The 24,130-nt window shown below is 65.8% G+C and carries 21 protein-coding genes; 11 read left to right on the top strand and 10 right to left on the bottom strand.

What is annotated here, in order from left to right; translation table 11 throughout:
• Positions 1-114: 114 nt before the first annotated feature.
• The 3 genes from GA0061098_RS17180 to GA0061098_RS17170 form a co-directional block, all read right to left on the bottom strand.
• Positions 115-1,068 (bottom strand): alpha/beta hydrolase, encoded by a 954-nt coding sequence (locus GA0061098_RS17180; RefSeq protein WP_165637424.1) that lies wholly within the window; start codon positions 1,066-1,068, stop codon positions 115-117.
• A gap of 196 nt (positions 1,069-1,264) precedes the next feature.
• Positions 1,265-1,696: a hypothetical protein gene (locus GA0061098_RS17175; RefSeq protein WP_091958150.1), complete on the bottom strand. Its 432-nt coding sequence runs from the start codon at positions 1,694-1,696 to the stop codon at positions 1,265-1,267.
• Positions 1,697-1,732: 36 nt separating this feature from the next.
• A complete protein-coding gene (locus GA0061098_RS17170; RefSeq protein WP_347337529.1) occupies positions 1,733-2,119 on the bottom strand; it encodes a helix-turn-helix domain-containing protein in 387 nt (128 codons plus the stop codon).
• Between the two features lie 786 nt (positions 2,120-2,905).
• Between GA0061098_RS17170 and GA0061098_RS17165 the strand changes: the two genes are divergently transcribed.
• Both GA0061098_RS17165 and GA0061098_RS17160 read left to right on the top strand, forming a co-directional pair.
• Positions 2,906-4,396, top strand: coding sequence for an amidohydrolase family protein (locus tag GA0061098_RS17165; protein WP_091958146.1), 1,491 nt, complete (start codon positions 2,906-2,908; stop codon positions 4,394-4,396).
• Between the two features lie 3 nt (positions 4,397-4,399).
• Entirely contained in the window at positions 4,400-5,329 is a 930-nt protein-coding gene (locus GA0061098_RS17160; protein WP_091958143.1) for a CobW family GTP-binding protein, read from the top strand.
• Between the two features lie 76 nt (positions 5,330-5,405).
• On the opposite strand, the gene GA0061098_RS17155 is transcribed toward GA0061098_RS17160, so the two are convergent.
• Positions 5,406-5,783, bottom strand: coding sequence for a tautomerase family protein (locus GA0061098_RS17155; RefSeq protein ID WP_091958138.1), 378 nt, complete (start codon positions 5,781-5,783; stop codon positions 5,406-5,408).
• A 160-nt stretch (positions 5,784-5,943) separates the two neighbouring features.
• Between GA0061098_RS17155 and GA0061098_RS17150 the strand changes: the two genes are divergently transcribed.
• A complete protein-coding gene (locus GA0061098_RS17150; RefSeq protein WP_091958133.1) occupies positions 5,944-6,543 on the top strand; it encodes a TetR/AcrR family transcriptional regulator in 600 nt (199 codons plus the stop codon).
• Positions 6,544-6,546: 3 nt separating this feature from the next.
• Here the strand turns inward: GA0061098_RS17150 and GA0061098_RS17145 are convergent, their stop codons facing one another.
• Both GA0061098_RS17145 and GA0061098_RS17140 read right to left on the bottom strand, forming a co-directional pair.
• Positions 6,547-7,014 carry a hypothetical protein gene (locus GA0061098_RS17145; protein ID WP_091958129.1) on the bottom strand — a complete coding sequence of 156 codons (468 nt, stop codon included), beginning with the start codon at positions 7,012-7,014 and terminating at the stop codon, positions 6,547-6,549.
• 11 nt (positions 7,015-7,025) lie between these two features.
• Complete coding sequence (locus GA0061098_RS17140) at positions 7,026-7,526, bottom strand: hypothetical protein (RefSeq protein WP_091958125.1); 501 nt, start codon at positions 7,524-7,526, stop codon at positions 7,026-7,028.
• 286 nt (positions 7,527-7,812) lie between these two features.
• Between GA0061098_RS17140 and GA0061098_RS17135 the strand changes: the two genes are divergently transcribed.
• The 4 genes from GA0061098_RS17135 (at position 7,813) to GA0061098_RS17120 (ending at position 16,785) form a co-directional block, all read left to right on the top strand.
• Positions 7,813-9,495, top strand: a complete 1,683-nt coding sequence (locus GA0061098_RS17135; protein ID WP_091958121.1) for a methyl-accepting chemotaxis protein — start codon at positions 7,813-7,815, stop codon at positions 9,493-9,495.
• Positions 9,496-9,657: 162 nt separating this feature from the next.
• Positions 9,658-11,379 carry an AMP-binding protein gene (locus tag GA0061098_RS17130; protein ID WP_091958117.1) on the top strand — a complete coding sequence of 574 codons (1,722 nt, stop codon included), beginning with the start codon at positions 9,658-9,660 and terminating at the stop codon, positions 11,377-11,379.
• Positions 11,380-11,391: 12 nt separating this feature from the next.
• Positions 11,392-14,697 carry an acetyl-CoA carboxylase family protein gene (locus GA0061098_RS17125; RefSeq protein ID WP_165637423.1) on the top strand — a complete coding sequence of 1,102 codons (3,306 nt, stop codon included), beginning with the start codon at positions 11,392-11,394 and terminating at the stop codon, positions 14,695-14,697.
• A gap of 225 nt (positions 14,698-14,922) precedes the next feature.
• On the top strand, positions 14,923-16,785 hold the full coding sequence (locus tag GA0061098_RS17120) for a sigma-54-dependent Fis family transcriptional regulator (RefSeq protein ID WP_165637422.1): 1,863 nt from the start codon (positions 14,923-14,925) through the stop codon (positions 16,783-16,785).
• Positions 16,786-16,920: 135 nt separating this feature from the next.
• On the opposite strand, the gene GA0061098_RS17115 is transcribed toward GA0061098_RS17120, so the two are convergent.
• Together GA0061098_RS17115 and GA0061098_RS17110 are read right to left on the bottom strand one after the other, a co-directional pair.
• Complete coding sequence (locus tag GA0061098_RS17115) at positions 16,921-17,490, bottom strand: flavin reductase family protein (RefSeq protein WP_165637421.1); 570 nt, start codon at positions 17,488-17,490, stop codon at positions 16,921-16,923.
• A gap of 57 nt (positions 17,491-17,547) precedes the next feature.
• Positions 17,548-18,645, bottom strand: a complete 1,098-nt coding sequence (locus tag GA0061098_RS17110) for an LLM class flavin-dependent oxidoreductase (protein WP_091958104.1) — start codon at positions 18,643-18,645, stop codon at positions 17,548-17,550.
• A 214-nt stretch (positions 18,646-18,859) separates the two neighbouring features.
• On the opposite strand from GA0061098_RS17110, the gene GA0061098_RS17105 reads away from it, so the two are divergent.
• The 3 genes from GA0061098_RS17105 (at position 18,860) to poxB (ending at position 22,266) form a co-directional block, all read left to right on the top strand.
• On the top strand, positions 18,860-19,786 hold the full coding sequence (locus GA0061098_RS17105) for a 2-dehydro-3-deoxygalactonokinase (RefSeq protein WP_091958099.1): 927 nt from the start codon (positions 18,860-18,862) through the stop codon (positions 19,784-19,786).
• 1 nt (position 19,787) lies between these two features.
• Entirely contained in the window at positions 19,788-20,420 is a 633-nt protein-coding gene (locus tag GA0061098_RS17100) for a 2-dehydro-3-deoxy-6-phosphogalactonate aldolase (protein ID WP_091958095.1), read from the top strand.
• Positions 20,421-20,529: 109 nt separating this feature from the next.
• Positions 20,530-22,266, top strand: coding sequence for a ubiquinone-dependent pyruvate dehydrogenase (gene poxB / locus GA0061098_RS17095; protein ID WP_091958090.1), 1,737 nt, complete (start codon positions 20,530-20,532; stop codon positions 22,264-22,266).
• Here poxB and GA0061098_RS17090 read toward each other — a convergent pair.
• Positions 22,263-22,628 carry a hypothetical protein gene (locus GA0061098_RS17090; RefSeq protein WP_165637420.1) on the bottom strand — a complete coding sequence of 122 codons (366 nt, stop codon included), beginning with the start codon at positions 22,626-22,628 and terminating at the stop codon, positions 22,263-22,265. The genes poxB and GA0061098_RS17090 overlap by 4 nt on opposite strands.
• Before the next feature lie 67 nt (positions 22,629-22,695).
• Entirely contained in the window at positions 22,696-23,604 is a 909-nt protein-coding gene (locus GA0061098_RS17085) for a PaaI family thioesterase (protein WP_091958086.1), read from the bottom strand.
• Positions 23,605-23,721: 117 nt separating this feature from the next.
• Here GA0061098_RS17085 and GA0061098_RS45020 point away from each other — a divergent pair, with 117 nt between their 5' ends.
• The gene (locus GA0061098_RS45020) at positions 23,722-24,042 is read left to right on the top strand and encodes a hypothetical protein (protein WP_165637419.1); all 321 of its coding nucleotides are present in this window, start codon (positions 23,722-23,724) and stop codon (positions 24,040-24,042) included.
• Positions 24,043-24,130: the final 88 nt, after the last annotated feature.

Genomic DNA, 24,130 nt, shown 5'->3' with positions numbered 1-24,130 from the left:
TATTCTGCGCGGAGCCCCATCGGTCGAGACTGGCACTCAAAGCCGGCCGTCCCTCGGGCCGCAGCGAGCGTGCGCAGGGGCAAGCTTTGCGCATGGCTCGGCACAGCCTCTCCCTCACGCCGTCGTGCCGTCGATGGACCGCCGGATCACCTTCTGCACCTCCGAATTCGACAGGAAAAGGTCGTGGTTGATGATGCCCCAGCCTTCCTGGGAGGCATCGACCACGCGCACGCCGAGCCGCGCGATGACGGCCTTTTCGGCGGCGCCGACCCTGGTCATTCCACCTGCGATTTGTCCGGACAGCGCGAGTGCGCGGTCGTTCGTCGCGGCGATCACGGTGATCTTGCCGGCCAGCGGACCGATGCGCTGGATCGCCGACGAGAACACGTCCATGTCGATATCAGGCGCGGCAAACACGACCGCGCCGATCTTGCTCGTCACGGTGTCGCCATATCGCGCATGGAGCTGACGCAGGCTTTCGAGCGTCAGCATGGTTCCCATGCTGTGGGCAACGATGTGCACGCGGCCGGCGCTTGGCGCCGACACCAGCGCGGAGAGCACGCGTTCGAAATCGTCGCGAGACCACATCGCGCTGTCGCGGTCATAGGCATAGTCGAACAGTCCGGCCTTGGAAGGCCAGGAGAACGCCATCGTCCGGCCGCGGAACCTGATCCCATCGGACAGGTGGGCGGCATCGAGCACGGCCGTCTCGAATGTCTGCTTGAAGCCGTGCACATAGATCAGCACGTCTCCTGTCCCGGCCTGCGCAGCGAGATCGCCGGCGTCGGCCGGCACCGGTTCCACCCGATCAAGGCGCCAATCGCCAAGTCCAACGGAGGCGAGGGAAAGACGGCTCTCGTCCGGCGCCGCCAGCTTGGCCCGCGCGACCGTCATGGTTGTCGCGCGCTCCGGCCCAAACCAGGGTTTGGCACGAGCGCCGTTGACGGGCTTGCGCGTGGTGGTGACAAGCACTGTCGGGTCAACGGAGAGGGACGACGCATCGAAGCGCGCGCCGGTCGCACCCAGGCCGGCGCATCCGCCGAGTGTGAGGGCACTTCCTGCCGACATAAGTCCGCCGAGGAAAGCGCGGCGCGAAACGGAATGACGGGAGTCGCGGTGCTGAGGACGTCGGACGATCACTGGGAACCTTTGGGAACTTTGCCCACCTCACGCCGCCCCGCCTAGCTCACTGAATGACAATGCAGGCGAGAAGACGGCGGAGCCGGTTCGCGGTCACGTCATGGCGTCCGAAACGAGCGGCAGATCAGCCGATGATTTCGATCGCATGAAGCGTGCACCACTCGCGGAGCGCTCGCTTAGTGGCCTCATTCTCGAAGGCATGCCAGCGCTCAATGGCGCCTCGTCTGGCGAGCAGGGACTTGAACTTCGGATAGGCGCCCCGTTTGCTGAAGAAATAGCGGATGTCGTTGAAATCGTCTGGCAGGAACTCGCGGGCAAAATCGAGCACCAGCGGCTTGCCCAGGCCGAGCTCGCGCTTGTCGGGAACCGCGAGATATTTCTCCTCGTCGTCGATGTCATCAGGCAGTTCGTCGTTGAACTCCGCTGCGTCAAGAAAATCCGTTTGATAGTAGATCTTCCCGGTTTGCCTGCAGACGAAGGTGCGGAATTCCCCCATGTCGCCGTTGGTGTTGGCGAACTCGAAGGCTTGGATGATGTCTCCGAACTTCACGGGCATTGGGTTTTGCTGGATCTCATCGTAACTGCAGCACACTCAAACCGTCTCGTAAGACGCGATCTTCTCGATCTGAGGTGCGAGCACGTCTTCCGCCGTTTCGATGTCGAAGCGGTCTGAATGTTCATCCAGAACGCGGCGCTTGTCTTGAAGAATTTTCCGAGCCGCAGCGCGGCGTCGGCCGTGACGGGCTTTTCTTCGGGCGCAATGCGCGATCCGAGTGCGCGGCGCGTTCAGAGCCGCCGCGACCGCATGGGGCGTCAGCTTGAGCGGAACGAGAAATTCTTCGCGCAGGATTTCGCCGGGATGAATCGGCGGAAGTTTCCCCTGCCATCTGCGAACTCCTTTTCGTCGGCCACAGGCGGCCGACCGGAGACCACGGAGGTTACTCGGCGGCCGCTTGCTTCTCAAGACGGGACCATGCATTCGAGGCGCGCCACAGGTCGATCAGTGCCCAAGCGAAACAGGCCAACGTGCTGTCAACCCCTCCCGCCAAAAATATTCACTTTACCGAAATTCGGATTTGTCGTATGTGTCGGCCATCCAGCCCACCAAAGGGGCGGTCGTACGTCGTTTCGAGCGCGGGCTGGGAGTTGCGGTGGACGCGGGCGGCGTTAAAGGCGGTGCTTGCGCGTGCAGGGCGAGAGAACCTCGTGAGCATGGCGCGGACCGCGAAGACGAACGACGCTCAATGTCTTGCGAAGCCTCTTGGGCTAAGAAGCCCTGGGGCGACGCAGGAAAGCTCGCGTACGGCGAAACCGTGTGGTCCTGGCCGTCGTTGCTACGGTCAAGCCTTTCGCGAAGGCATCATCGTGCCAACCGGCGTGGTGGCCTGAATTTCGCGGAGGTAACGGAGGCAAAAAGGAACTCGTCTCCGGGGAGAGCGCGGCATATCGGCCGTCAGACCATCGCGCAGGGAAGGCCTGGTTTCGGCTGCCCTGTGTCTCCCCTGTGCATTGCGTGTGCAATCTGTTCAGCACGGGGGTCTTTACGGGTGCCAGCCGGCGCCCGGCCTTCCCTGCACCCTTTCTTTCGAGAGGGTGTGAAGAGAAGCACAGCTCGGGCAAAACATGCCGCGAGGACGCGAGCGCGCGTCCGCGGGTTGCCTGCCAAATGACCTTCCGTGCGAGCATGCTGCGTCGGCTTCAGTGGAGGTGGTCGTCGCTGCCGGAATCTGCCTTGATGCGATTTCGACGTGGAGGGAGTGACGAAATGAACGGCTTGGTGATCTCTGGCGGCCGGGTGGTAGATCCCGCGAGTGGGATGGACGCCGTCGGCGACGTGGCGGTGGTGGACGGCAAGGTCGCCGCGGTCGGCACGGGCCTCGGCGGCGCCGAGCGGGTGATCGACGCGACCGGGCTCGTGGTCGCCCCCGGCTTCATCGACCTGCACGCCCATGGCCAATCGATCCCGGCGGACCGCATGCAGGCGTTCGATGGGGTGACGACCACGCTCGATCTCGAGGCCGGCGTGCTGCCGGTCGGGTCCTGGTATGAGCGCCAGGCGAGAAAGGGCCGCGTGCTGAACTACGGCGCCGCCACCAACTGGGCGTTTGCGCGCATCGGCGCGATGACCGGCTCCAATGCGGAGAGCTCGCTGGAGGCGTTCGGCAACGCCATGCGCGACCGCCGCTGGATGGACAACGTGGCGAGCGATGCGGAGGTCGCCGGCATTCTCGAGCGTCTGGGGCGCGGTCTCGATGAAGGCGGCATCGGCATCGGCATCCTCAATGCCTACGCGCCGGGCGCCGGTGTGCAGGAGCTGACCGCGGTCTGCCAGCTCGCCGCCGCCAAGGACGTGCCGACCTTCACCCACGTCGCCTTCATGTCGCGCATCGACCCCGAGAGCGCGGTGGAAGCCTATATCCGCCTGATCGGCTATGCCGGCGCGACCGGCGCGCACATGCACATCTGCCATTTCAACTCGTCGAGCAAGACCGACGTCGAGCGTTGCCGCGTGCTGATCGCGAAAGCGCAGGCGCAGGGCCTGCCCATCACCGTCGAGGCCTATCCTTACGGCACCGGCTCGACCGTGCTGGCCGCCGCCTTCTTCAGCGACCCCGAATTCGTCGAACGCAACGGCACCGGCTACGATTCGGTGCAGCGCGTGACCGACGGCTATCGCTTCCACGACCGCGAGGAGCTCCTGAAGGCGCAGGCCGAAGAGCCGTCCTCGCTGGTGCTCTGGCACATCCTCGACATCGAGAACAATTCGCATCACCGCGACCTGCTCGACATGTCGGTGCTGTATCCCGGCGGTGCGATTGCGTCCGATGCGATGCCGTGGACGACGTCGGACGGCAAGACCTACACCGGCGATGCCTGGCCGCTGCCTGACGACGCTACCTCGCATCCGCGCTCGGCCGGCTGCTTCACCCGCTTCATCCGCGAATGGGTGCGAGAGCGCAAGACCGTGTCGCTGCTGGAAGGCGTGCGCAAATGCGCGCTGATCCCGGCGGAAATCCTGTCGCAGAGCACGCCGGCGATGCGCGCCAAGGGCCGGCTGACAAAGGATGCCGACGCCGACATCGTCGTGTTCGACTATGAAAAACTCTCGGACCGCGCGACCTTCACGGCGATGAACCGTCCCTCCGAAGGCGTCCGCCATCTCGTGGTCAGCGGCCAGGTGCTGATCAGCGACGGCGTGCTGGACCTCGCGGCGCGGCCGGGTAAGCCGGTGCGCCGCCCCGTCGTCGGGGGCTGACCCATGCCGGTCCCCATTCTCCTGGTGACGGGCTTTCTGGGGGCGGGCAAGACCACGGTCGTGAACCATCTCCTCGCGCATGCGGAGGGACGGCGGATCGCCGCGATCGTCAACGATTTCGGCGCCATCAACATCGATGCGGAGCTGATCGCGGGCGCCAGCGACGGTGTGGTCAGCCTCGCCAACGGCTGCATCTGCTGCTCGCTCGAAGGCGATCTCCTGCGCACGCTCTCGACACTGCTGCGGCGAGAGCCGAAGCCCGAACATATCGTCATCGAGACCAGCGGCGTCGCCGATCCCGCCGACATCGTCCGCAATCTGATGGACCCCGTGATCCTGCGCGAGGCGCCGCTGGAGACGGTGCTGTGCGTGATCGACGCCGCGACACCGTCAACCGCGCTGGAGGACTCGCTCCAGCGTTCGCAATTGCGCGTCGCCGATATCGTGGCTTTGACCAAGCTGGATCTTGCGGACGAGGGCGCGGGTGCGCGGATGCGTCAGGCCATCCGCGCCTTGCGCCTTCCCGCCGTGGTGGTCGATGCGCGGCATGGCGAGATTCCGTCCGCGCTCCTGTTCCCCGCGAACGTCGAGCGTGCGCCCGCGCCGCGTGATCCGGGCCCGAAACGACCGGCAGAAGAGCGCTTCGAGACGCTGAGCTGGACCTCGGACCGGCCGATCTCGCTGCCCCGCCTGCAGCAGGCCATCGGCCGTCTCGCGCCAAAACTCGCGCGCGCAAAAGGCCTGTTCGAGACCGTCGAGCAGCCCGGCCGCCAGATGGTGTTTCAATTCGCCGCCGGCCGCGCCACGCTCGCCCCGGGCGATGCGCCGGCGGCGGGCGTGCCGCGGACACGGATCGTGTTCATCGCCGAGCTCGGGGTGCTGTCGAAAGCCGAGCTCGACGGCATCATGGAAGCGTGCGTTGCAGGTGGCTAGCGCGATCCGCGCCCATCGTAGGCCGTATCAGGCGCCTCAATCCTCGACCGGCAGCGCACCGGCAGGTCCGCCCAGCTCACGCGAATTGCGCCAGCCCGTTTCCGACGGACCAGTTCTCCTTGGGGGCATCGAGCACGTTCACGAACACGTCCTCGGGCCGCACGCCCGGGCTTTCGCCGAGAATGTCCGCGATCCGGCGATACAGCGCCTTCTTCTGCTCGGGAGTGCGCGAGGCGAATACCGTGATCTGGATCAGCAACGCGTCGTCGCTGCGCTCGACGCCGTAGGCATTGCCGCAGCGGAAATTCGCCGGCTCATGCTCCGTGATGGCCATGAACGCGTCGTCCACGGGCACGTTCAGCGCCTCGCGCATGGCGCGGTAGAGGCCGTCGAGAATCGCCTGCCGGTAGGCTTGCGGCTTGCCGGCGCGCATCGAGATGTGGAGCAGAGGCATCGCGCGTCCCTTTGCATGCGGGCCCGACCAGCAGGGCGAATGCGTACGCCGCTGTTCGGCCCAGTGTTGAAACGGGCTATCAATTCCAATTGGTTTTTGACACGATGTCGAGAAAGCATATTCTTGACGTCGTGTCAAATACTTCTAAAAGGAGCCGAGCTTGCGGCCGCGCGAATTCGACCATGACGATGTCCTGCGCATTGCGTTCGACCAGTTCTGGCGCAAGGGCGTGCGCGGCACCTCGCTATCGGACATCGCGCGCGATGCCGGCGTTCAGCGCGGCAGCCTCTACAACGCCTTCGGCAGCAAGGAAGCGCTGTTCCTGCAGGCCTATGAACGCTATGCCGGGGATTATTTCCTCGCGCTGCAGAAGGCGCTCGGGACGGGCAGCCTGCGCAAGCGCCTCACCGCTTTCTTCGATCTGACCATCACCAATTTCCGCTCGGGCACACCCCCGCGCGGATGTCCGACCACGCGCGGCCTGATGGAGCTCGGCGCCGCGGAAGGCGAGGGATTGGACGAAGAAGCGCGCCAGGCTCTTGCGGGCCTTATCTCGCGCATCACAGCACTGGTTCAGGACGCGTTGTCGGCAGGCGCCGCGCGCGGCGAGTTCAACGGCAATGCCGCGGCCGCGGCGCTGCACATCGTCACCGTGACGCGCGGCCTCGCCGTGCTCGAACGTGCCTTCGGCGACGAGCCGCAATTGCGCAAGATCGCTGCGCACACCATCGATCTCCTGCTCGGCAGGAAGGGCGGCTAGGTGTCAGCACAAGGCAAGCGCGTTGACCGCCCGCGTTGCCGCAGCTTCCTTGCCCGAGCCGACGAAGGCGCAGACGATGGATTCGAGCTCGCCCGGCTGCTTGCGCCGCGCGACCGCCAGCAGCCGCATCAATTCGGTCTCGTCCTTCGACAGGCGACGACAGGACGGCGGCATGAAGCACAGCTCGCATGGCCGGCCGCTGCGCAAGATCCTGACCAGCGCAGCAGCCCGCGCCACCAGCAGCGGACTGTCGGCAATGCCAGGCGCCTCGTCGGCAAAGCGATAGGCGGCTTCCCAGCAATCAGAGGCGCCGGTGGTGTAGGCCGCTCCGATGAAGCGGAACAGCGACAGCGCGACGCGGCAGAAATCGTCGTAGCTGTCGACGCAGGGGCGCGCTCCAAGCGCGGCCTGGAGCGGACAGAGCTGCGATTGGCCGGCATCCGGCATAGAACCGCAAATAGCTGGGGTCATGACTGATCTCGTCAGTGCAATGTCGGGCTTCCGACCAGCCAGCTCTTCATCGCCATGGTCCGGTCATGGTCGAACGACCGCACCTGTCGATCGGGCAGGATGAGCCCTGCCATGCGGAAGATCGTGGCGAGGCCCCGCACGGGCGCCAGCGCCCAATCGGCGCCGACCGGCGGCAGCCAGGTCTCGAACCGTTCGCGCACGATGTCGATGCGATCCTGTTGTGCCGCGGCGATGGCCTGCAGAATCCCGCGCTCGCTGTCCGACATGCGCGGACAGGTCGGGCAGTGCACTTCGATCGCGGTATGGGCCGTGCAGGCGAAGATCTCGATGATGGATTCCAGCGAGAGCACGGCATCGCCCACGCGGAAATGGTCGTATACCTCCTGGATATCCGCTGCGGTCGGAACGGCGCCTCCGCTGCGTGCCTTGGCCCGGAATCCCCAGATGAAGAGCCGTTCCGCCGCACTGAGCGCGGGAAGGTCGAGAGACCCCGATGATGTCGATTGATGCATGAAACCTCTGGCCCTTGGCTGCGCTCACGCCACAGCTGGCGCTGATTGTCTGCATCGATCGTTCTGCCGGAGCCCACTCCAAGTCAACGCTCGCAGGGGCGATATCGAGGTCTTCTAGTTTTGAAGAGGTATATATTCGAAGACGGGCGCGGCGCCGCGAGGGTGCGAAAGCCGTGCGCGGCCGCTGGGCCTCGGCGGCGCCGTCGGGGAACCCGAATGCTTAAAGCTTTGCTAAGAGGATCGGGATAAACTGGCATGTCTGTCCCGCCAAATTTCGTGAGCTCCGATGATTTTCTCCCGCATCAGTTTCAAGCTGGTCCTGATCGTCGGCATCAGCCTCCTCGGCATGATCGCCCTGGCGCCGATTGCCCTGTCGACCCTGCGCACGCAGATGGTCGCCGATCGCCAGGCCAAGACGCAGCAGATGGTCGATGTCGGCTACGGCATCCTCGCCCATTATCAGAAGCTCGAGAGCGACGGAAAACTCCCGCGCGAGCAGGCCCAGGCCGCCGCGATCGCCGAGATCAAGAGCCTGCGCTACGACAAGGTCGAGTATTTCTGGATCAACGACATGGCCCCGAAGATGGTCATGCATCCGATCAAGCCGGAGCTCGACGGCAAGGATCTCTCCGGGATGAAGGATCCCGCCGGCAACGCGCTGTTCATGGGCTTCGTCGACGTCGTCAAGAAGCAGGGCGCGGGCTTCTACGGCTACCTCTGGCCGAAGCCCGGCTTCGACCAGCCGGTCGGGAAAATCTCCTATGTGAAGGGCTTTGCGCCCTGGGGCTGGATCATCGGCACCGGCATCTATCTCGACGATGTCGACGCCGTCTTCCGCCAGGCCGCGACGACGTTCGGCTATGTCTGTCTGGCCGTGCTGGTCCTGGTCCTCGGTGCGTCCTTCGTGATCGGGCGTAGCGTGACCCGGCCACTGGCAAAAATCACCGCGCTGACCGAGCGGCTTGCCGCCGGCGACAGCGCGTTCGAGGTGCCCTATACCGACCGCAACAACGAGGTCGGCGGGCTCGCCAAGGCGCTGGCCGTGTTCAAGGACAATGCGTCGGCCGTCGGGCGGATGCATGCCGAGCAGCAGGAGCTGAAGCAGCGGGCCGACGGCGAGAAGCGCAAGGCCATGACTGACCTCGCCGGCAAGTTCGAGGCGAGCGTTCAGGCCGTCGTCCGCGACGTCTTCAACGAGGCGCGCGCGATGCAGCAGGCCGCGCAGGGCATGTCGGAAACCGCGGACAAGGCGACCGACCGCGCGAGCTTCGTCGCTTCCGCCTGCCAGCAGGCCTCGAGCAATGTGCAGACGGTGGCCTCCGCCGCCGGCCAGCTGTCGTCCTCGATCTCGGAGATCAGCCAGCGCGTCGCACAGGCCGCGACGGTGGCCGACAAGGCCGCCGCCGACGGGCAGCGCACCAACGACACGGTGCAGGGGTTGGCAGCGGCCGCGCACAAGATCGGCGAGGTCATCGACCTCATCAACCAGATCGCCTCGCAGACCAATCTGCTCGCGCTCAACGCCACGATCGAGGCGGCGCGGGCGGGCGAAGCCGGCAAGGGCTTTGCGGTGGTCGCGAGCGAAGTGAAGTCGCTGGCAAGCCAGACCGCGAAGGCGACCGACGAGATCGGCGCCCAGATCACCGCGATCCAGGCCGAGACCAATCAGGTCGTCGGCAACATCGAGAGCATCCGTGCCACCATCATGGAGGTCAACGAGATCTCCTCATCGATCGCCGCCGCGGTCGAGGAGCAGGGCGCCGCGACGCAGGCGATCGCCCACAGCGTGCAGGAGGCGGCCTCCGGCACCGACCAGGTCTCGCAGAACATCTCCGGCGTCAGCGACGCGACCGCGGAGACCGGCCAGGCCGCTGGCCTCGTGCTGCAATCGAGCGGCCGGCTGACGCAGAAGCTGCAATCGCTCGAAAACGAAGTCAGCGCTTTCGTCGCGGGCGTGCGCGCGGCGTAACGACACGCGCTGCAAGACGACTTTCTTTTTCCGCGTCGCGGCATCGGCCGCGACGCCGATGCTGTTTTTCTTGACATGACCTCTGCCGTGCTCGACGTGTAGCGATGTCGATTGACGGCACGTGCGTGCCCTCGAAAAGAAAAGCAACACGGGAAAGACGTCATGAGCGCGGGTCTCAACGAGAAGGATTATCTCGCCACCTTGCGTGGCCTGTGGGACAAGGCCTGGCCCAAAGGCATGCCGCGTTCGCCGAATTATCTGCACGGCGAAGTTCCCTTGACGGAATATCTGCGCGCCTGGGCGAAGCGCAGTCCCGAGCGGCCCGCGATCATCTTCTACGGCCACGTCACCACCTATGCGGAGCTTGACCGGCAGAGCGACCGTTTTGCGGCGCTGCTGCAGGCCAAGGGCGTCGGCAAGGGCGACCGCGTCGCCGTGTTCCTGCCGAACTGCCCGCAATTCCACATCGTGTTCTTCGGCATTTTGAAGCTCGGTGCGATCCATGTCCCCGTCAGCCCGCTGTCGCGCGCCTTCGAGCTGTCCTACGAACTCAACGACACCCAGGCCGAGGTGATCGTGGCGCTCGACCAGCTCGTCCCCGTCGTCGAGCAAGTCAGGGGCGAGGTGCGCCTGCGCGAGATCATCGTCACCAGCTTCGCCGACGTCGTTCCGGCTGCGCCGGCATTTCCTGCGCCGGACTCGATCCGCACGCCGCGCGTTGCGGTCGCAGGCGCGACCGATCTGTTGCCCGCGCTTGCGGTGATGCTTGCGCCGACGCCGTTGCCGTCGCCTGGGCTCGATGATGTCGCCGCGCTCAACTACACCGGCGGCACCACCGGCATGCCCAAGGGCTGCGTCCATACCCATCGCGACATGGTCTACACGGCGGCGGCCAATTACGGCATCTCGATGCCGCCCGGCGAGAGCAGCGTGTTCCTGTCGTTCTTCCCGGAGTTCTGGATTGCGGGCGAGAACTCTGGCCTGATCTTCCCGCTGTTCTGCGGCGCCACGCTGGTCCTGCTCGCGCGCTGGGACGCCGTCGGCACGATGGCCGCGATCGACAAGTACAAGGTCACCATGACCGCGATGCCGGTCGATAGTGCGGTCGAGCTGATGGACCATCCGCGCTTTCGCGAGTTCGATCTGTCGTCCTTGAGGGAGGTCCGCGTCGTCTCCTTCGTCAAGAAGCTCAACGCCGATTATCGCAAGCGCTGGAAGGATCTCACCGGCACGATCCTGATGGAGGCCGCCTGGGGCATGACGGAGACCCACACCTCCAACACCTTCACGGCCGGTTTCCAGGACGACGATTTTGATCTCAACAACCAGCCGATCTTCGTCGGCCTGCCGGTCCCCGGCGCCGAGTTCAAGATCACCGATTTCGAGACCGGCGCGCTGTTGCCGTTCGGTGCCGAAGGCGAGATCCGCGTGCGCACGCCGTCTCTGCTCAAGAGCTACTGGAACAAGCCGGAGGCGACCGCCGAGTCCCTCGTCGACGGCTGGCTGCGCACCGGCGACATCGGCAACATCGACAAGGACGGCTTCCTGCACTTCCTCGGCCGCCGCAAGGAGATGCTGAAGGTCAAGGGCATGAGCGTGTTTCCGCCGGAGATCGAGGCGCTGCTCGGGCAGCATCCGAAGGTGCTGGGATCGGGCGTGGTCGGGCGCGACGATCCCGATAAGGGGCAGGTGCCGGTGGCCTATATCCAGCTCAAGCCGGAGGCGGTCGGCACCATCTCTGCGGAAGATCTGCGCGCCTGGTGCGCCGAGCGCATGGCCGTCTACAAGATCCCGGAAGTGCGTATTATCGACGCCCTGCCGCTGACGGCGACGGGCAAGGTGAAGAAGCAGGATCTCGATCCGAATAGTCCTGCTGCTGTCTGAGTGAGAGAGACGATGTCGTTCAAGAAGCTCCTGATCGCCAATCGCGGCGAGATCGCCATCCGCATCGCGCGCGCGGCGGCCGACGCCGGCATCGCGACCGTTGCGATCCATCCCACCGACGATGCGCTGTCGCTGCACGTGCGCGTTGCCGACGAGGCGGTCGAAATCCCCGGTCGCGGCGCCCGGGCCTATCTCGACATCGAGGCGGTGGTGAAGGCGGCCAAAAGCGTCGGCTCCGATGCCGTGCATCCCGGCTACGGCTTCCTCAGCGAGAATGCGGCATTCGCCAAGGCGTGCGCGGACGCAGGCCTGACGTTCGTCGGGCCGAAACCGGCGGCGCTCGAGCTGTTCGGCGACAAGGTTGCGGCACGGCAACTGGCAAAGCGTTGCGGCGTGCCGATCATTGCCGGCACCAGCGGGCCGTCCTCGCTGGAGGAGATCACGGCGTTCTTTGCTTCCCTCGGCAGCAATGCTGCGATCGTGATCAAGGCAATGGCCGGCGGTGGCGGGCGCGGCATGCGCGTGGTCGAGAACGCATCCGATCTCGCGGAGGCCTATGCGCGCTGCCAGTCCGAGGCCAAGGCTGCCTTCGGCCTCGACGGCGTCTATGCCGAGCGGCTGATCCGGCAGGCGCGGCATATCGAGGTGCAGATCATCGGCGATCGTCACGGCGCGATCTCTCATCTCTGGGAGCGCGAATGCACCATCCAGCGCCGGCACCAGAAGCTGATCGAGGTCGCGCCGAGCCCGTCGCTGAACGATCCCTTGCGCGGCCGCATCATCGAGGCGGCGAAGCAGCTTGCGACGGCGGCCTCTTACGACAATCTCGGCACGTTCGAGTTCCTGGTCGACGGCACGGCCGAGGACAGTTTTGCCTTCATCGAGGCCAATCCGCGGCTCCAGGTCGAGCACACCGTGACGGAGGAGGTGCTCGGGCTCGACCTCGTCCGTGCCCAGCTTGCGGTCGCGGCGGGCGCTTCGCTGGCCTCGCTCGGCCTTGCGCAGGGGTCGATCCCGAAGCCGCGCGGCCATGCCATGCAGCTTCGCGTCAACATGGAAACGCTGGACGAGACGGGCGCGACGCATCCGACCGGCGGCGTGCTCGCATTGTTCGAGCCGCCGTCGGGGCCGGGCGTGCGCATCGATAGTTTTGGTTACGCCGGCTACAAGACCAGCGCGGCCTTCGACTCGTTGCTGGCCAAGGTTATCGTGCATACGCCGGGCGAAGCCTGGCACGACGTGGTTGCCAAAGCCTCGCGTGCCCTGCGCGAATTCCGGATCGACGGCGTCGTCACCAATATCGCCTTCCTGCAGGCGGTGCTGGCGCATCCCGATTTCAGGACCAACCGCATCGCGACCGATTTCATCGATCGCAATATCGCCAAGCTCGTCGATGCCGCCGACGGTGCGGCTAAGCCGCTTTACTTTGCGCCGGCGGAAGGAAGTGGCGTTCACGGCGCGGAGACCCATGTCGCGCAAGTGGTGCCTGAAGGCACGGTGATGGTCGCAGCACCCTTGCAGGGAACCATCGTCACCATTCAGGTGAAGGAAGGCGAGATCGTGCGCCCCGGCCAGCAGCTCGCCGTGATCGAATCCATGAAGATGGAGCATCTGGTGATGGCTGAGCAGGGCGGCCGTGTCATGACGCTCGCCGCCGGCGACGGTGCCACGCTAATGCATGGCGAGGCGATCCTCTATCTGGAGCCGCTTGATGTTGCGGCCGATAGCACAACGGCTGAAGCCGACATCGATCTCGACCACATCCGTCCCGATCTTGCCGAGCTGATAGCGCGCCAGGCGAACACGCTGGATGCGAATCGCCCCGCCTCGGTCGAGCGCCGCCGCAACACCAATCAGCGCACCGCGCGCGAGAACGTCGCCCAGCTCGTCGACGAAGGCTCGTTCATGGAATATGGCAGCCTCGCCATCGCGGCGCAGCGCCGCCGCCGCAAGCTCGACGATCTCATCAAGAACACGCCGGCCGATGGTCTCGTGATGGGCGTCGCCACGGTGAATGGCGAGAAATTCGGACCCGAGGGCGCGCGCTGCATCGTGGTGGCCTATGACTACACCGTGCTCGCGGGCACGCAGGGCCACATGAACCACAAGAAGATCGACCGCATGCTGACCCTAGCGGAAGACTGGCGCGTGCCCCTGGTGTTCTATGCCGAAGGTGGCGGCGGCCGGCCCGGCGACACCGACCGGCTCGGTATGACCGGGCTCGACGGTCCGTCCTTCGTGCAATTCGCAAGGCTCTCCGGCCTCGTGCCCGTGATTGGTGTCGTCTCCGGCTATTGCTTCGCCGGCAACGCCGCGATGCTCGGCTGCTGCGACGTGATCATCGCCACCAAGAACGCCTCGATCGGCATGGGCGGCCCCGCGATGATCGAAGGCGGTGGCCTCGGCGTCTATCATCCGGCCGAGGTCGGCCCTGTTTCGTTCCAGTCGCCGAACGGCGTCATCGACATCCTCGTCGAGGACGAGGAGGAGGCGACATCCGTCGCGCAAAAGTATCTGTCCTATTTCCAGGGCTCGGTGACGGAGTGGGAGGCCGCCGACCAGCGCCTGCTCCGCCGCGCCATCCCCGAAAACCGGCTGCGCGTCTACGACATCCGTAGCGTGATCGACCTCGTCGCTGACAAGGATTCCGTGCTGGAGCTGCGCCGCGACTACGGCGTCGGCATGATCACCGCGCTGATCCGCATCGAGGGAAAACCGTTCGGCCTGATCGCCAACAATCCGCGTCACCTCGGCGGTGCGATCGATGCCGATGCCGGCGACAAGGCCGCGCGCTTCCTCCAGCTCTGCGACGCGTTCGACCTGCCCGTCGTCTCGCTCTGCGACACGCCCGGCTTCATGGTCGGCCCGGAAGCCGAGAAGACCGCGATCGTGCGCCACGTCTCGCGCATGTTCGTAACAGGCGCGAGCCTCACCGTGCCGCTGTTCGGCATCGTGCTGCGCAAGGGTTATGGCTTAGGGGCACAGTCGATGATCGGCGGCGGCTTCCACGCCTCGTTCTTCACCGCGGCCTGGCCGACCGGCGAGTTCGGCGGCATGGGGCTGGAGGGTTACGTCCGCCTCGGCTTCCGCAAGGAGATGGAGGCGATCACTGATCCCGAGGAACGCGAGACCTATTACCGCAACAAGGTCGCCGAGCTCTATGCCAACGGCAAGGCGGTCTCGATCGCCTCGGTGTTCGAGATCGACAACGTCATCGATTCCGCCGAGACGCGCCGCTGGATCATGGCCGGCTTGCGGTCGGTGCCGAAGCCGCCGGCCAGGGCCGGGAAGAAGCGGCCCTGCATCGATACGTGGTGAGGGCGGTGCAGCAATAGATGAGCCCGTCATTCCGGGGCGCGCGCAACGCGAACCCGGAATCTTGTGATCCTCAGGTGCGCAAGGGGGCACCCTAGTTCGATGCTTCGCATCGCCCCGGGATGACGAGAAGAGGCAGCGTGCCTCCAAGCCGTTCCCGGTTCCCGATTGACATCCCCGCCTGTGGTGCCAGACTTTGCACAATAATACAGGGTGGAGACGTCCGCGATGGCCAGCCTGTCGGCCTCGAACCATGTCGCCCGTGTCTTGTCCGTCGCCAATCAATTGGCCGACGTCGATGCCTCTTCGCGCATTGCCGATTCCTGGCGGCGCTGCCTGATCGGCCACAAGCTCGACCCCGCCCGCCAGGGCCCGCCGCAGACGCTGACCGAGGCCGAGGTCCGGCATGTCGCCGAACCCATGGAGCAGCTGATCCGGCTGGCGACGCCGGAGCTCGAAGACCTCGCGCGGGTGCTGCGCGAGGCCGGCTATTGCGTCAATCTCGCCGACCCTAGCGCCACGATGCTGTGGAGTCGGCTGCCCGGCCCGGCCGATACTGAAATATTCATGCGCTGGAAGGTCTACACCGGCTCGAATTTTTCCGAGGCTTTTGAAGGCACCAACGGGCTCGGCACCGCACTTGCGGAGCGGAAGCCGATCCTGGTCCATCGTGACGAGCATTTTCGCGCGCAGTGGCACATGTTCTCCTGCGCCGTGGCGCCGCTGTTCGATCAGGCCGGTCGCCTCGCCGGCGCCGTGAACATCACCTCTTGCCGCGAGGATCTCGGGCGCATGGCGCATCAGCTCGCGCTCGCGGTGACGATGGAGGCGACGCGGCGCATGGAGGGCGCAATCTTCCGCGGTCATTTCCGCAACGCCTGGATCGCGACCGTGCCGGGCGACGGCGGCAGCGGTCTGCTCGCCTATGACGACGATCGCCGCATCGTCGGCGCCTGCCGTTCGGCGCGCGCATTGCTGGGTCTCACCGACGGCTTGATCGCGTCCGGCATCGATCTGTCGCGCTACGTCAAGTTCGATCATCATGCCGCCCGCGGCGCGGACGGTGTCGTTGAGCTGCGCCGCGCCGATGGCAGTGGGTTAGGGCAGGGGCATGTTGCGCCGCCGCTGCGGGCGAGATCATCGGTGCGTCCGCATGCGCCGCGCCGCGATGAGCCCGTCGATCGCTTCGACGCGCTGCATCGGCTCGCCGGCCGCGATCCCGGGCTGATCAGAAGCGTGAAGCGGCTCCGAAGCATAGGCGATCACAATTTGCCGGTGCTGCTCCATGGCGAGACCGGCGTCGGCAAGGACGTGTTCGCGCGCGCCATTCACGCCGCCAGCAACCGCGCGCGCAGCAATTATGTGGCGCTGAACTGCGCGGCGATGCCGGAGAGCCTGATCGACGCCGAACTGTTCGGCTACGAGGCCGGCGCCTTCACCGGCGCGCGGCGCGACGGCTCGAAGGGCCTGATCGTGCAGGCCGACGGCGGCACGCTGTTCCTCGACGAGATCGGCGACATGCCGATCGCGCTGCAGACGCGCTTGCTACGCGTGTTGGAAAACCGCGAGGTCTGGCCGCTCGGCGCGCTCAAGCCTGTCGCCGTCGACATCCGCCTCATCAGCGCCACCCACCGCGATCTCGGCCGCATGGCCGAAGAAGGCGGCTTCCGCGCCGATCTCTATTTCCGCCTGCGCGGCCTCGAGGTGCGGCTGCCGGCCTTGCGCGAACGTGCCGACCGGGACGACGTCATCCGCCAGATCGCGCGCGAGGAGGCGCCGACCTGCAGGCTTTCGGACCAAGCGTGGTCGCAGCTTGCGGCCTATTCCTATCCCGGCAACATGCGCCAGCTTCGCCACGTGCTGCGGCTCGCCGGCTGCACCGCGGAGAACGGGGTCATCACCGATGCGGACCTCGACCTGCCGCCGTTCGGAAAAGCGGAGCCGGACCTCGAAGCGGCCGAGCGCGCCACGATCGTCGAGGCCCTTCGCAAGCATGGCGGTCGCGTCACGGAAGCGGCACGGGCCCTGAAGCTGAGCCGCGCGACGCTGTATCGGAAGATCAAGCTGCTGAAGATCGAGACGGCGCAGTAGCGTTCAGCTGTCTCCGCGACCGCAGATATCGTAGGGTGGGCAAAGCGAAGCGTGCCCACCGCTCTTGTTGTGATGTTGATCGATGGTGGGCACGGCGCAAGTGCGCCTTTGCCCACCCTACGATGTCGGCGCCAGCTACGAAAAATCCGTCCAGCTCAGATGCCGTGAATCGAGGTCGCCGACCGTCACCGTTTCGCGCATCTCCTGCGGCGTGTGAAAACTGCTGCGCAGGTACACCAGCGGCGCGGCGGACGCCAAATGCGACACGCCGCGCACTTCGCCGACGAAGATCGAATGCGTCGTCGTCTCGAACTCCTGCGCCAGCACGCAGTCGAATGCGGCGACCGCATCCGTCAGCACCGGGGCGCCGGTCGCGCCGCGCGTCCATTGCCCGAACGCAAAACGGTCGTCGCCGTTGACGCCCTTCTGGCCGCTGAAGGTGAGCGCGAGCAGGGCGTGGTCCTCGTGCAGGAAGTTGATCGCGAAGGCGCCTTCCTCGCGGATGCGCGCATGCGCGCTGGCGTTGCGGTTGACGCAAACGATCAGCGATGGCGGATTGTCCGACAGCGAGCAGGCCGACGTCACCGTCAATCCCGTACGCTTGCCGTGCTCGGCGCCGACCGTGACCAGCGCGACGGCGCCGGCGCATTGGCGCATCGCCTGCTTGAAATCCTTTGCGTCGAGAGGATTGGCGTCGACCGTCACGCGGAAATCTCCGAAACAGAAGCGGGTGCGACACGATCGCGCCGCACCCGCTGAGCGTCAAGCCGCCTTCTTCGCGGAGCCGAGATGCGCAAGGCGCGGCATCACCTCGTTCTTCAGCAGCGAGAGCGAGTGGTGCCAGGCCTCGGCCTTGTGCTTGTAGTCGAAGCCGAACACCAGCAGCACGCCGAAGCCGCCGACCTCGTCGTAGATCTTCTCGATCTTCTCGGCGACGGTTGCGGGCGAGCCGACGATCCAGTTCCGCTTGGCGCAATATTCGACCGTGACGTCGCTGTCGGGGACATCGGGCGCGTGCTTGAGATAATCCTTGAAGCCGAAATGGCCGAGCAGCGGCAGGAAATACTCGCTCATCATCCGGCCCATCATGTCGCCCGTCGAGAGCTTCCAGGCTTCCTCGTCGGTGTCGGCGACGAACACCTCGCGCACCAGACGCCAGTCCGCACGGTTCGGCTTGCGCCCGGTCTTGGCGGCGCCGATCTCGACGGAGTCCCAATGGCTCGAGACATAGGCCGGGTTGAGGTTGAGGCTCATCGGAATGAAGCCGCGCTCGCCGGCGAGTTTTAGCGTGTCCGAGTTCTTCGACAGCCCGGCAACACCGATCGGCGGATGCGGCGCCTGCAGCGGCTTGATGTGGGGCTTGAGGAAGTCGAACATCGTGTCCGGCTTGGTCACCGTCCAGAACTTGCCCTTGTGGGTGAAGGGCGCCGGCTCGGTCCACAGCTTCAGGATGATCTCCAGCGCCTCGCGCGTCATGTCGCGGTTCTGCCCGCTCATGCCGTCGACGTTGAACATCGCCCAGTCGCTCGGCAGGCCGGAGGCCGCGACGCCGAAATTGAGCCTTCCCTCGGAGAGATGGTCGAGCATCGCGACGCGGTTGGCGAGCTCGGCCGGGTGGTGATAGGGCAGCAGAAAGCCGCCCGGCCCGATGCGAAGCTTCTTGGTCTGCATCAAGGCCTGCGCGATCAGGAGGTCTGGCGTGGGATTGGGTTCCCAGGGCGCGGTGTGGTGCTCGCCGACCCAGGCCTCCTGATAGCCGAGCTCGTCCAGCCAGCGCATGACCTGCAGGTCCCAGTCGTTCCCTTCCTTCAGGCCGCACTCCGGCGGATGCGAAGGCATCGTGAAATAGCCGATCTCCATGGGTTTCCTCATCTGATGTTGACGCGTCTTGTCGCGCGTTGACGGAGTTGAACAACCAAGCTTCAGCAAGCGGTGTGCCAGCACGGCGGAGCCTCGAATTGCGGAGAAAGGGCTGGTTTGCCCGCACAATAGCCGGTATCTCGGCACAGACCCGCAAGGCGTCGTCTCATTGCCGCGAGACGGCGTCCCGGCCGTGAGACGAGGACAGTTTCGAATGACCGAACCCGCTTATGTCGCGGTGGACTGGGGCACCAGCAGTTTTCGCCTGTGGCTGGTTGATCATGCCGGCGAGGTGCTGACTGAGCGCCGCAGCGGCGAGGGCATGCTGGCGGCGGCGAAGACTGGCTTTCCCCCCGTGCTGCAATCACATCTTGCGGCGATTGAGGCGCCGGATCATCTGCCGGTTCTCGTCTGCGGCATGGCCGGTGCCAGGAACGGTTGGGTCGAAGCGGGCTATGTCGACACGCCGGCGCCTCTCTCGGCCGTCCTGAAACAGGCCGTGCGCGTCCCCGGCGAAGCGCGCGACATCCGCATCCTGCCGGGCATCGCGCAGCGCGATGCAGCTGCGCCGGACGTCATGCGCGGCGAGGAAACGCAGCTGCTCGGCGCGCTCGGCCTCGAGGCCGCGGGCGAGGCGTTGGTCTGCATGCCCGGCACGCATTCGAAATGGGTGTGCGTGAAGGGCGGCATCGTCGAAAGATTTTCCACGTTCATGACTGGCGAGCTCTTCGGCGCCATCTCGCGCGAGACCATCCTGTCGTTGGCGGTCGCCGGCGCCGATGAGGCCGAGGATGTCGCGAGCTTCAAGGCGGCGGTGAAAGCCGCGTATGAGGCGCCGGCCTTCGCCGCCAATCTCTTGTTCGGCGCGCGGTCGCGCCAGCTGCTGTTCGGCGGCACGCCGGCCGCGGCGCGCGAGACGCTATCGGGCGCGTTGATCGGCGTCGAGCTTGCGGCGGGGCTCTCCGGCACCGTGCCGCAAGCGGGCGTCAAGCTGATCGCGTCGGGGCGGCTTGCGATGCTGTACCGGCTGGCGTTTGAGGCGCTGTCGGTCAACGCAACTCCGGTCGATGCGGATGAAGCCGTCCGCCGCGGCCTGTCGATGGCGGCTGCCGCGATCTGGACGAAATCAAAGGATTTTTGAGATGAGCGTTCCCTTTCCGCCGATGAAGCGGCCGTTGGTTGCGATCCTGCGCGGCGTCAAGCCCGAGGAGACCGAGGCCATCGTCGCCGTGCTGATCGAAGCCGGCATGACGGCGATCGAGATTCCCCTGAACTCGCCCGATCCGTTCCGCTCCATCGCAATGGCCGTGAAGCAGGCACCTCCGGGAGTGCTGATCGGTGCCGGCACGGTGCTGGCGACCGCGGATGTCGATCGTCTCAACGACGTCGGCGGCAAGCTGATGGTCTCGCCGAATGTGGACACGCAGGTGCTCGTGCGTGCGCATCAATATGCCATGGTCACGCTGCCCGGCGTGTTTTCGCCGACCGAGGCGCTGCTCGCCGCGCGCTCGGGCGCATCGGGTCTGAAGTTCTTTCCGGCCAGCGTGTTAGGTGCCTCCGGCATCGCCGCGATCCGCGCCGTGCTGCCATCGGGCGTCATGATCGCCGCCGTCGGCGGCGTCTCCGATCAGAACTTTGCCGAATATATCGCGGGCGGCGTCACCGCCTTCGGGCTCGGCTCCAGCCTCTACAAGCCCGGCATGAGCGCAGCCGATGTCGCGGAGCGCGCGAAGGCGACGATCGCGGCTTACGATCGGGCAATTCAGAAAGATTGAACGGACAATAACTAGCCGTGATCCTGACATAGCCTATTGTGCCACATGGAGCCGCGATGCTCACATTTGCGCATCGTGTGATGTGACTGGCTGAAATCAGGAGACCGACATGGCGATCAACAACGTGGCCGATCTGTTCGTGGCAACGCTCGAGCAGGCCGGCGTCAAGCGCATCTACGGCATCGTCGGCGACAGCCTGAATGCCCTGACCGAGGCGCTGCGCCGCCGCGGCACCATCGAATGGATCCATGTCCGCCACGAGGAGGTCGCCGCGTTCGCCGCCGCCGGCGAAGCCGAGATGACCGGAAGCCTTGCGGTGTGTGCGGGCTCCTGCGGCCCCGGCAATCTGCATCTGATCAACGGCCTGTTCGACGCGCATCGCAGCCGCGTTCCCGTGCTGGCGATCGCCGCCCAGATCCCGACCGCCGAGATCGGCGGCGGCTATTTCCAGGAGACCCATCCGCAGAACTTGTTCCGCGAATGCAGCCATTATTGCGAGCTGGTTTCCGACCCGAGCCAGCTTCCTTACGTGCTGGAGAATGCCATCCGTGCGGCGGTGGGCCTGCGCGGTGTCGCCGTCGTCGCCATGCCCGGCGACGTCGCGTTCCGCAGCCCGCCCAAGCGCGCGCTGTCGACGACGCGTGGACTCGCGCTGTCGGCGCCGAATGTGGTGCCGCAAGCGGATGAGCTGAAGGCGCTCGCTGATCTCCTCAACGGCACTGAGCGCGTCACCCTGTTCTGCGGCCGCGGCTGCGCCGGCGCGCATGCGCCCTTGATGCAACTGGCCGAAGCGCTGAAGAGCCCGATCGTCCATGCGCTCGGCGGCAAGGAGCATGTCGAGTACGACAACCCCTATGATGTCGGCATGACCGGCTTCATCGGCTTCTCCTCGGGCTATGCCGCCATGCATGCCTGCGACGCGCTGGTGATGCTCGGCACCGATTTTCCCTACAAGCAGTTCTTCCCTGTTGATGCGAAGATCGCGCAGATCGACATCCGCCCGGAAAATCTGGGACGACGCTGCAAGATCGATCTCGGCCTCGTCGGCGACGTCAAGCTCACCATCGAGGCGCTGCTGCCGCTGCTGAAAGCGAAGGCGCAGCGCAAGCATCTGGACGACGCCGTCGCGCATTACAAGAAGGCGCGCGAGGGTTTGGACTCGCTGGCCAAGGGCACGCCGGGCAGCAAGCCGATCCACCCGCAATATCTCGCAAAGGTCATCAGCGACCATGCCTCCGACGACGCGGTCTTCACCGCCGATGTCGGCACGCCCACGGTGTGGGCCGCGCGCTATCTCGACATGAACGGCCGCCGCCGGCTGGTCGGCTCCTTCGTGCACGGCTCGATGGCCAACGCAATGCCGCAGGCGATCGGCGCGCAGGCCGCCCAGCCGGGCCGCCAGGTCATCTCGCTCTCCGGCGACGGCGGCTTCACCATGATGATGGGCGATCTGATCACGCTGACGCAAGAGAAGCTGCCGGTGAAGGTCGTGATCTTCAACAACGGTGTGCTCGGCTTCGTCGCGCTGGAGATGAAGGCGGCGGGCTTCGTCGACACCAATGTCGACCTGGAGAATCCCGATTTCGCGGCGATGGCGCGCGCAATGGGCATCTTCGCCAAACGCGTCGAGGACCCCGGCGAGCTCCCCGGTGCGGTCAAGGAGATGCTCGCCCATGACGGGCCCGCGCTGCTCGACGTCGTCACCGCCAAGCAGGAGCTGTCGATGCCGCCGACCATCACGCCCGAGCAGATCAAGGGCTTCAGCCTCTGGGTCCTGCGTGCGGTGATGAACGGCCGCGGCGACGAGGTGCTCGACCTCGCGAAGACGAACCTATTGCCGCGTTAGCCCCGCTTCACCGAAGGCGCAGGCAGCCGCTCGTGGCGGTTCTGGAAGCGTTGCCAGTGCATCACTGAGCCGATCAGCAGGGCGGGCACGAAGCCGAGCACGATCAGGAAGTGCGGCAGCTCCTTCGACGAGACGAAGGCGATGGCGATGTCCGAGATCAGCCAGAGCGCTGCGAATATCACCGCAAAGTCCGTTCGCGGGCAGCGCAGGTAGTAGAACACGGCGGTGATGACGATCGCGGGCCCGATCGCAACGCCGATCATGATCGCGGTCAGCTCCTTCGGCGTCAACGCGTCAAGCATCATCGAGGCCAGCAGCCAGAGTGCGGCGAACATGGCGACGATGTCGAGCGGATGCCGCAATCCAATACCTCTCGCGGGGACGTGCTATCGTTGTGGCCGGAGCTGCGGCCGTCAAGTCAAAATGCGCTTATTCCTCGTCACTTCCGGGCGTCGGGCGCAGCATGAAATGGCCGAAGGCGGTGGCGATCGGCTTGGCCGCGTCATCCTGCCAGGCGCGCGCCTCGAAGGCGACGATGCGCCGGCCCTGCTTCACGATCGAGACGTTGGCAAACGTGTCGAGCGCACGGCCGGAGCGCAGATAGTTGACGGTGAGCCCGATCGGCTTGGGCGGCGCGGCGGCGCCGAGCTCGCGCGCGACGCCGATGATCGCGGTGGTCTCGAGGAAGGCGCCGGTCATGCCGCCATGGATCGCAGGCAGGATCGGGTTGCCGATGATTTTTGGCGAGAACGGCATCGTCAGTGTGCCGTCGTCATTGACGCGGATGCCGAGAGCGCGCGCGAACGGGCTGCGCGCGAAGGGGCCATCCGGATCTTCCGGCGCCTCCAGCACCGGGATGCTGCGCGCATCCATCCTGCGGTCGGCGAGCATGTTGGTACGGTTGGCGCCGATCATGAAGCAGGCGGTCGCAGTCGCTACCGGATCGTTCTCGGACTCCTGATAGGCGGTGGAGCGCACGAAGGCGATCGAGCGCGTGGTGCGGTAGCAGACCGAATGCGCCTTGATGTCGAGGCCGGGCGTCGCCGGCTTCTGATAGTCGATGCGCAGGTCGAGGGTGGCGATCGCGCGGGTGCCGTCGAGCGCAAGTTGCACCGCCATGCCGCAGCTCTCGTCCAGCATCGCGGTGACGACGCCGCCATGCAGCACGCCGGTCTCGGTGTCGCCGACGAAGACGGGACGATAGGGCAGGCTCGACCAGGCCTCGGCGGGCGCAAAGCGGTCGAGCTGGAGCCCGCTGATATGGCCGTAATCGGAGCGGCGGCCCTTGATGGCGTCGGCGAGTTCCTCGAACGGGAGCGTGGTCGGTATCGTGCTCATAGGGGACGTTTTAGACCAGTGTCGGGCGCCGCGCAAAACCCCGAATTGGCCTCGACAGAGCAGGCCGAAGCACCGATGGTGGGCGCTTCGTTCGCCGACTAGCCGCAAGGAGCGCCCATGGCCGACCCCGAAACGCCCGCCAACAATCAGGGGCCCGTCACCATTTCGAGCTCCAGCTCCGAGCGAGCGCCGATCATCTATTTCGACGGCGCGTCCTGCTTCGGCCATCACAACGGCGCGATCCAGATCGAGCTCGCCGCGAACCTCCTGATGCCGGTTGGTGCCGCCGTCAGGGTCGACGTGATCCAGACCGCGCACCTGCGCTGCAGCGTGGCCGCGGCGCTGGCGCTGCGCGAAGCCCTCGACAAGGCGCTGGCGATGTACCGGCAGGGCCAGCAGCAGCCGGTGACGGAGGAGATCCCGACGGTGAAGAATTGAGGCTGGTGGTGCGACTGCGTCGGCCTTCATGGTTCGAGACGCGCCGCAAGGCGGCGCTCCTCACCATGAGGGTCTAAGCTATCGCTGC

The sequence above is a fragment of the Bradyrhizobium shewense genome (assembly GCF_900094605.1).
Taxonomy (GTDB): Bacteria; Pseudomonadota; Alphaproteobacteria; order Rhizobiales; family Xanthobacteraceae; genus Bradyrhizobium; species Bradyrhizobium shewense.
Note: the sequence above shows the minus strand (reverse complement) of the source record. Positions and strands in the feature narration are given on the sequence as shown.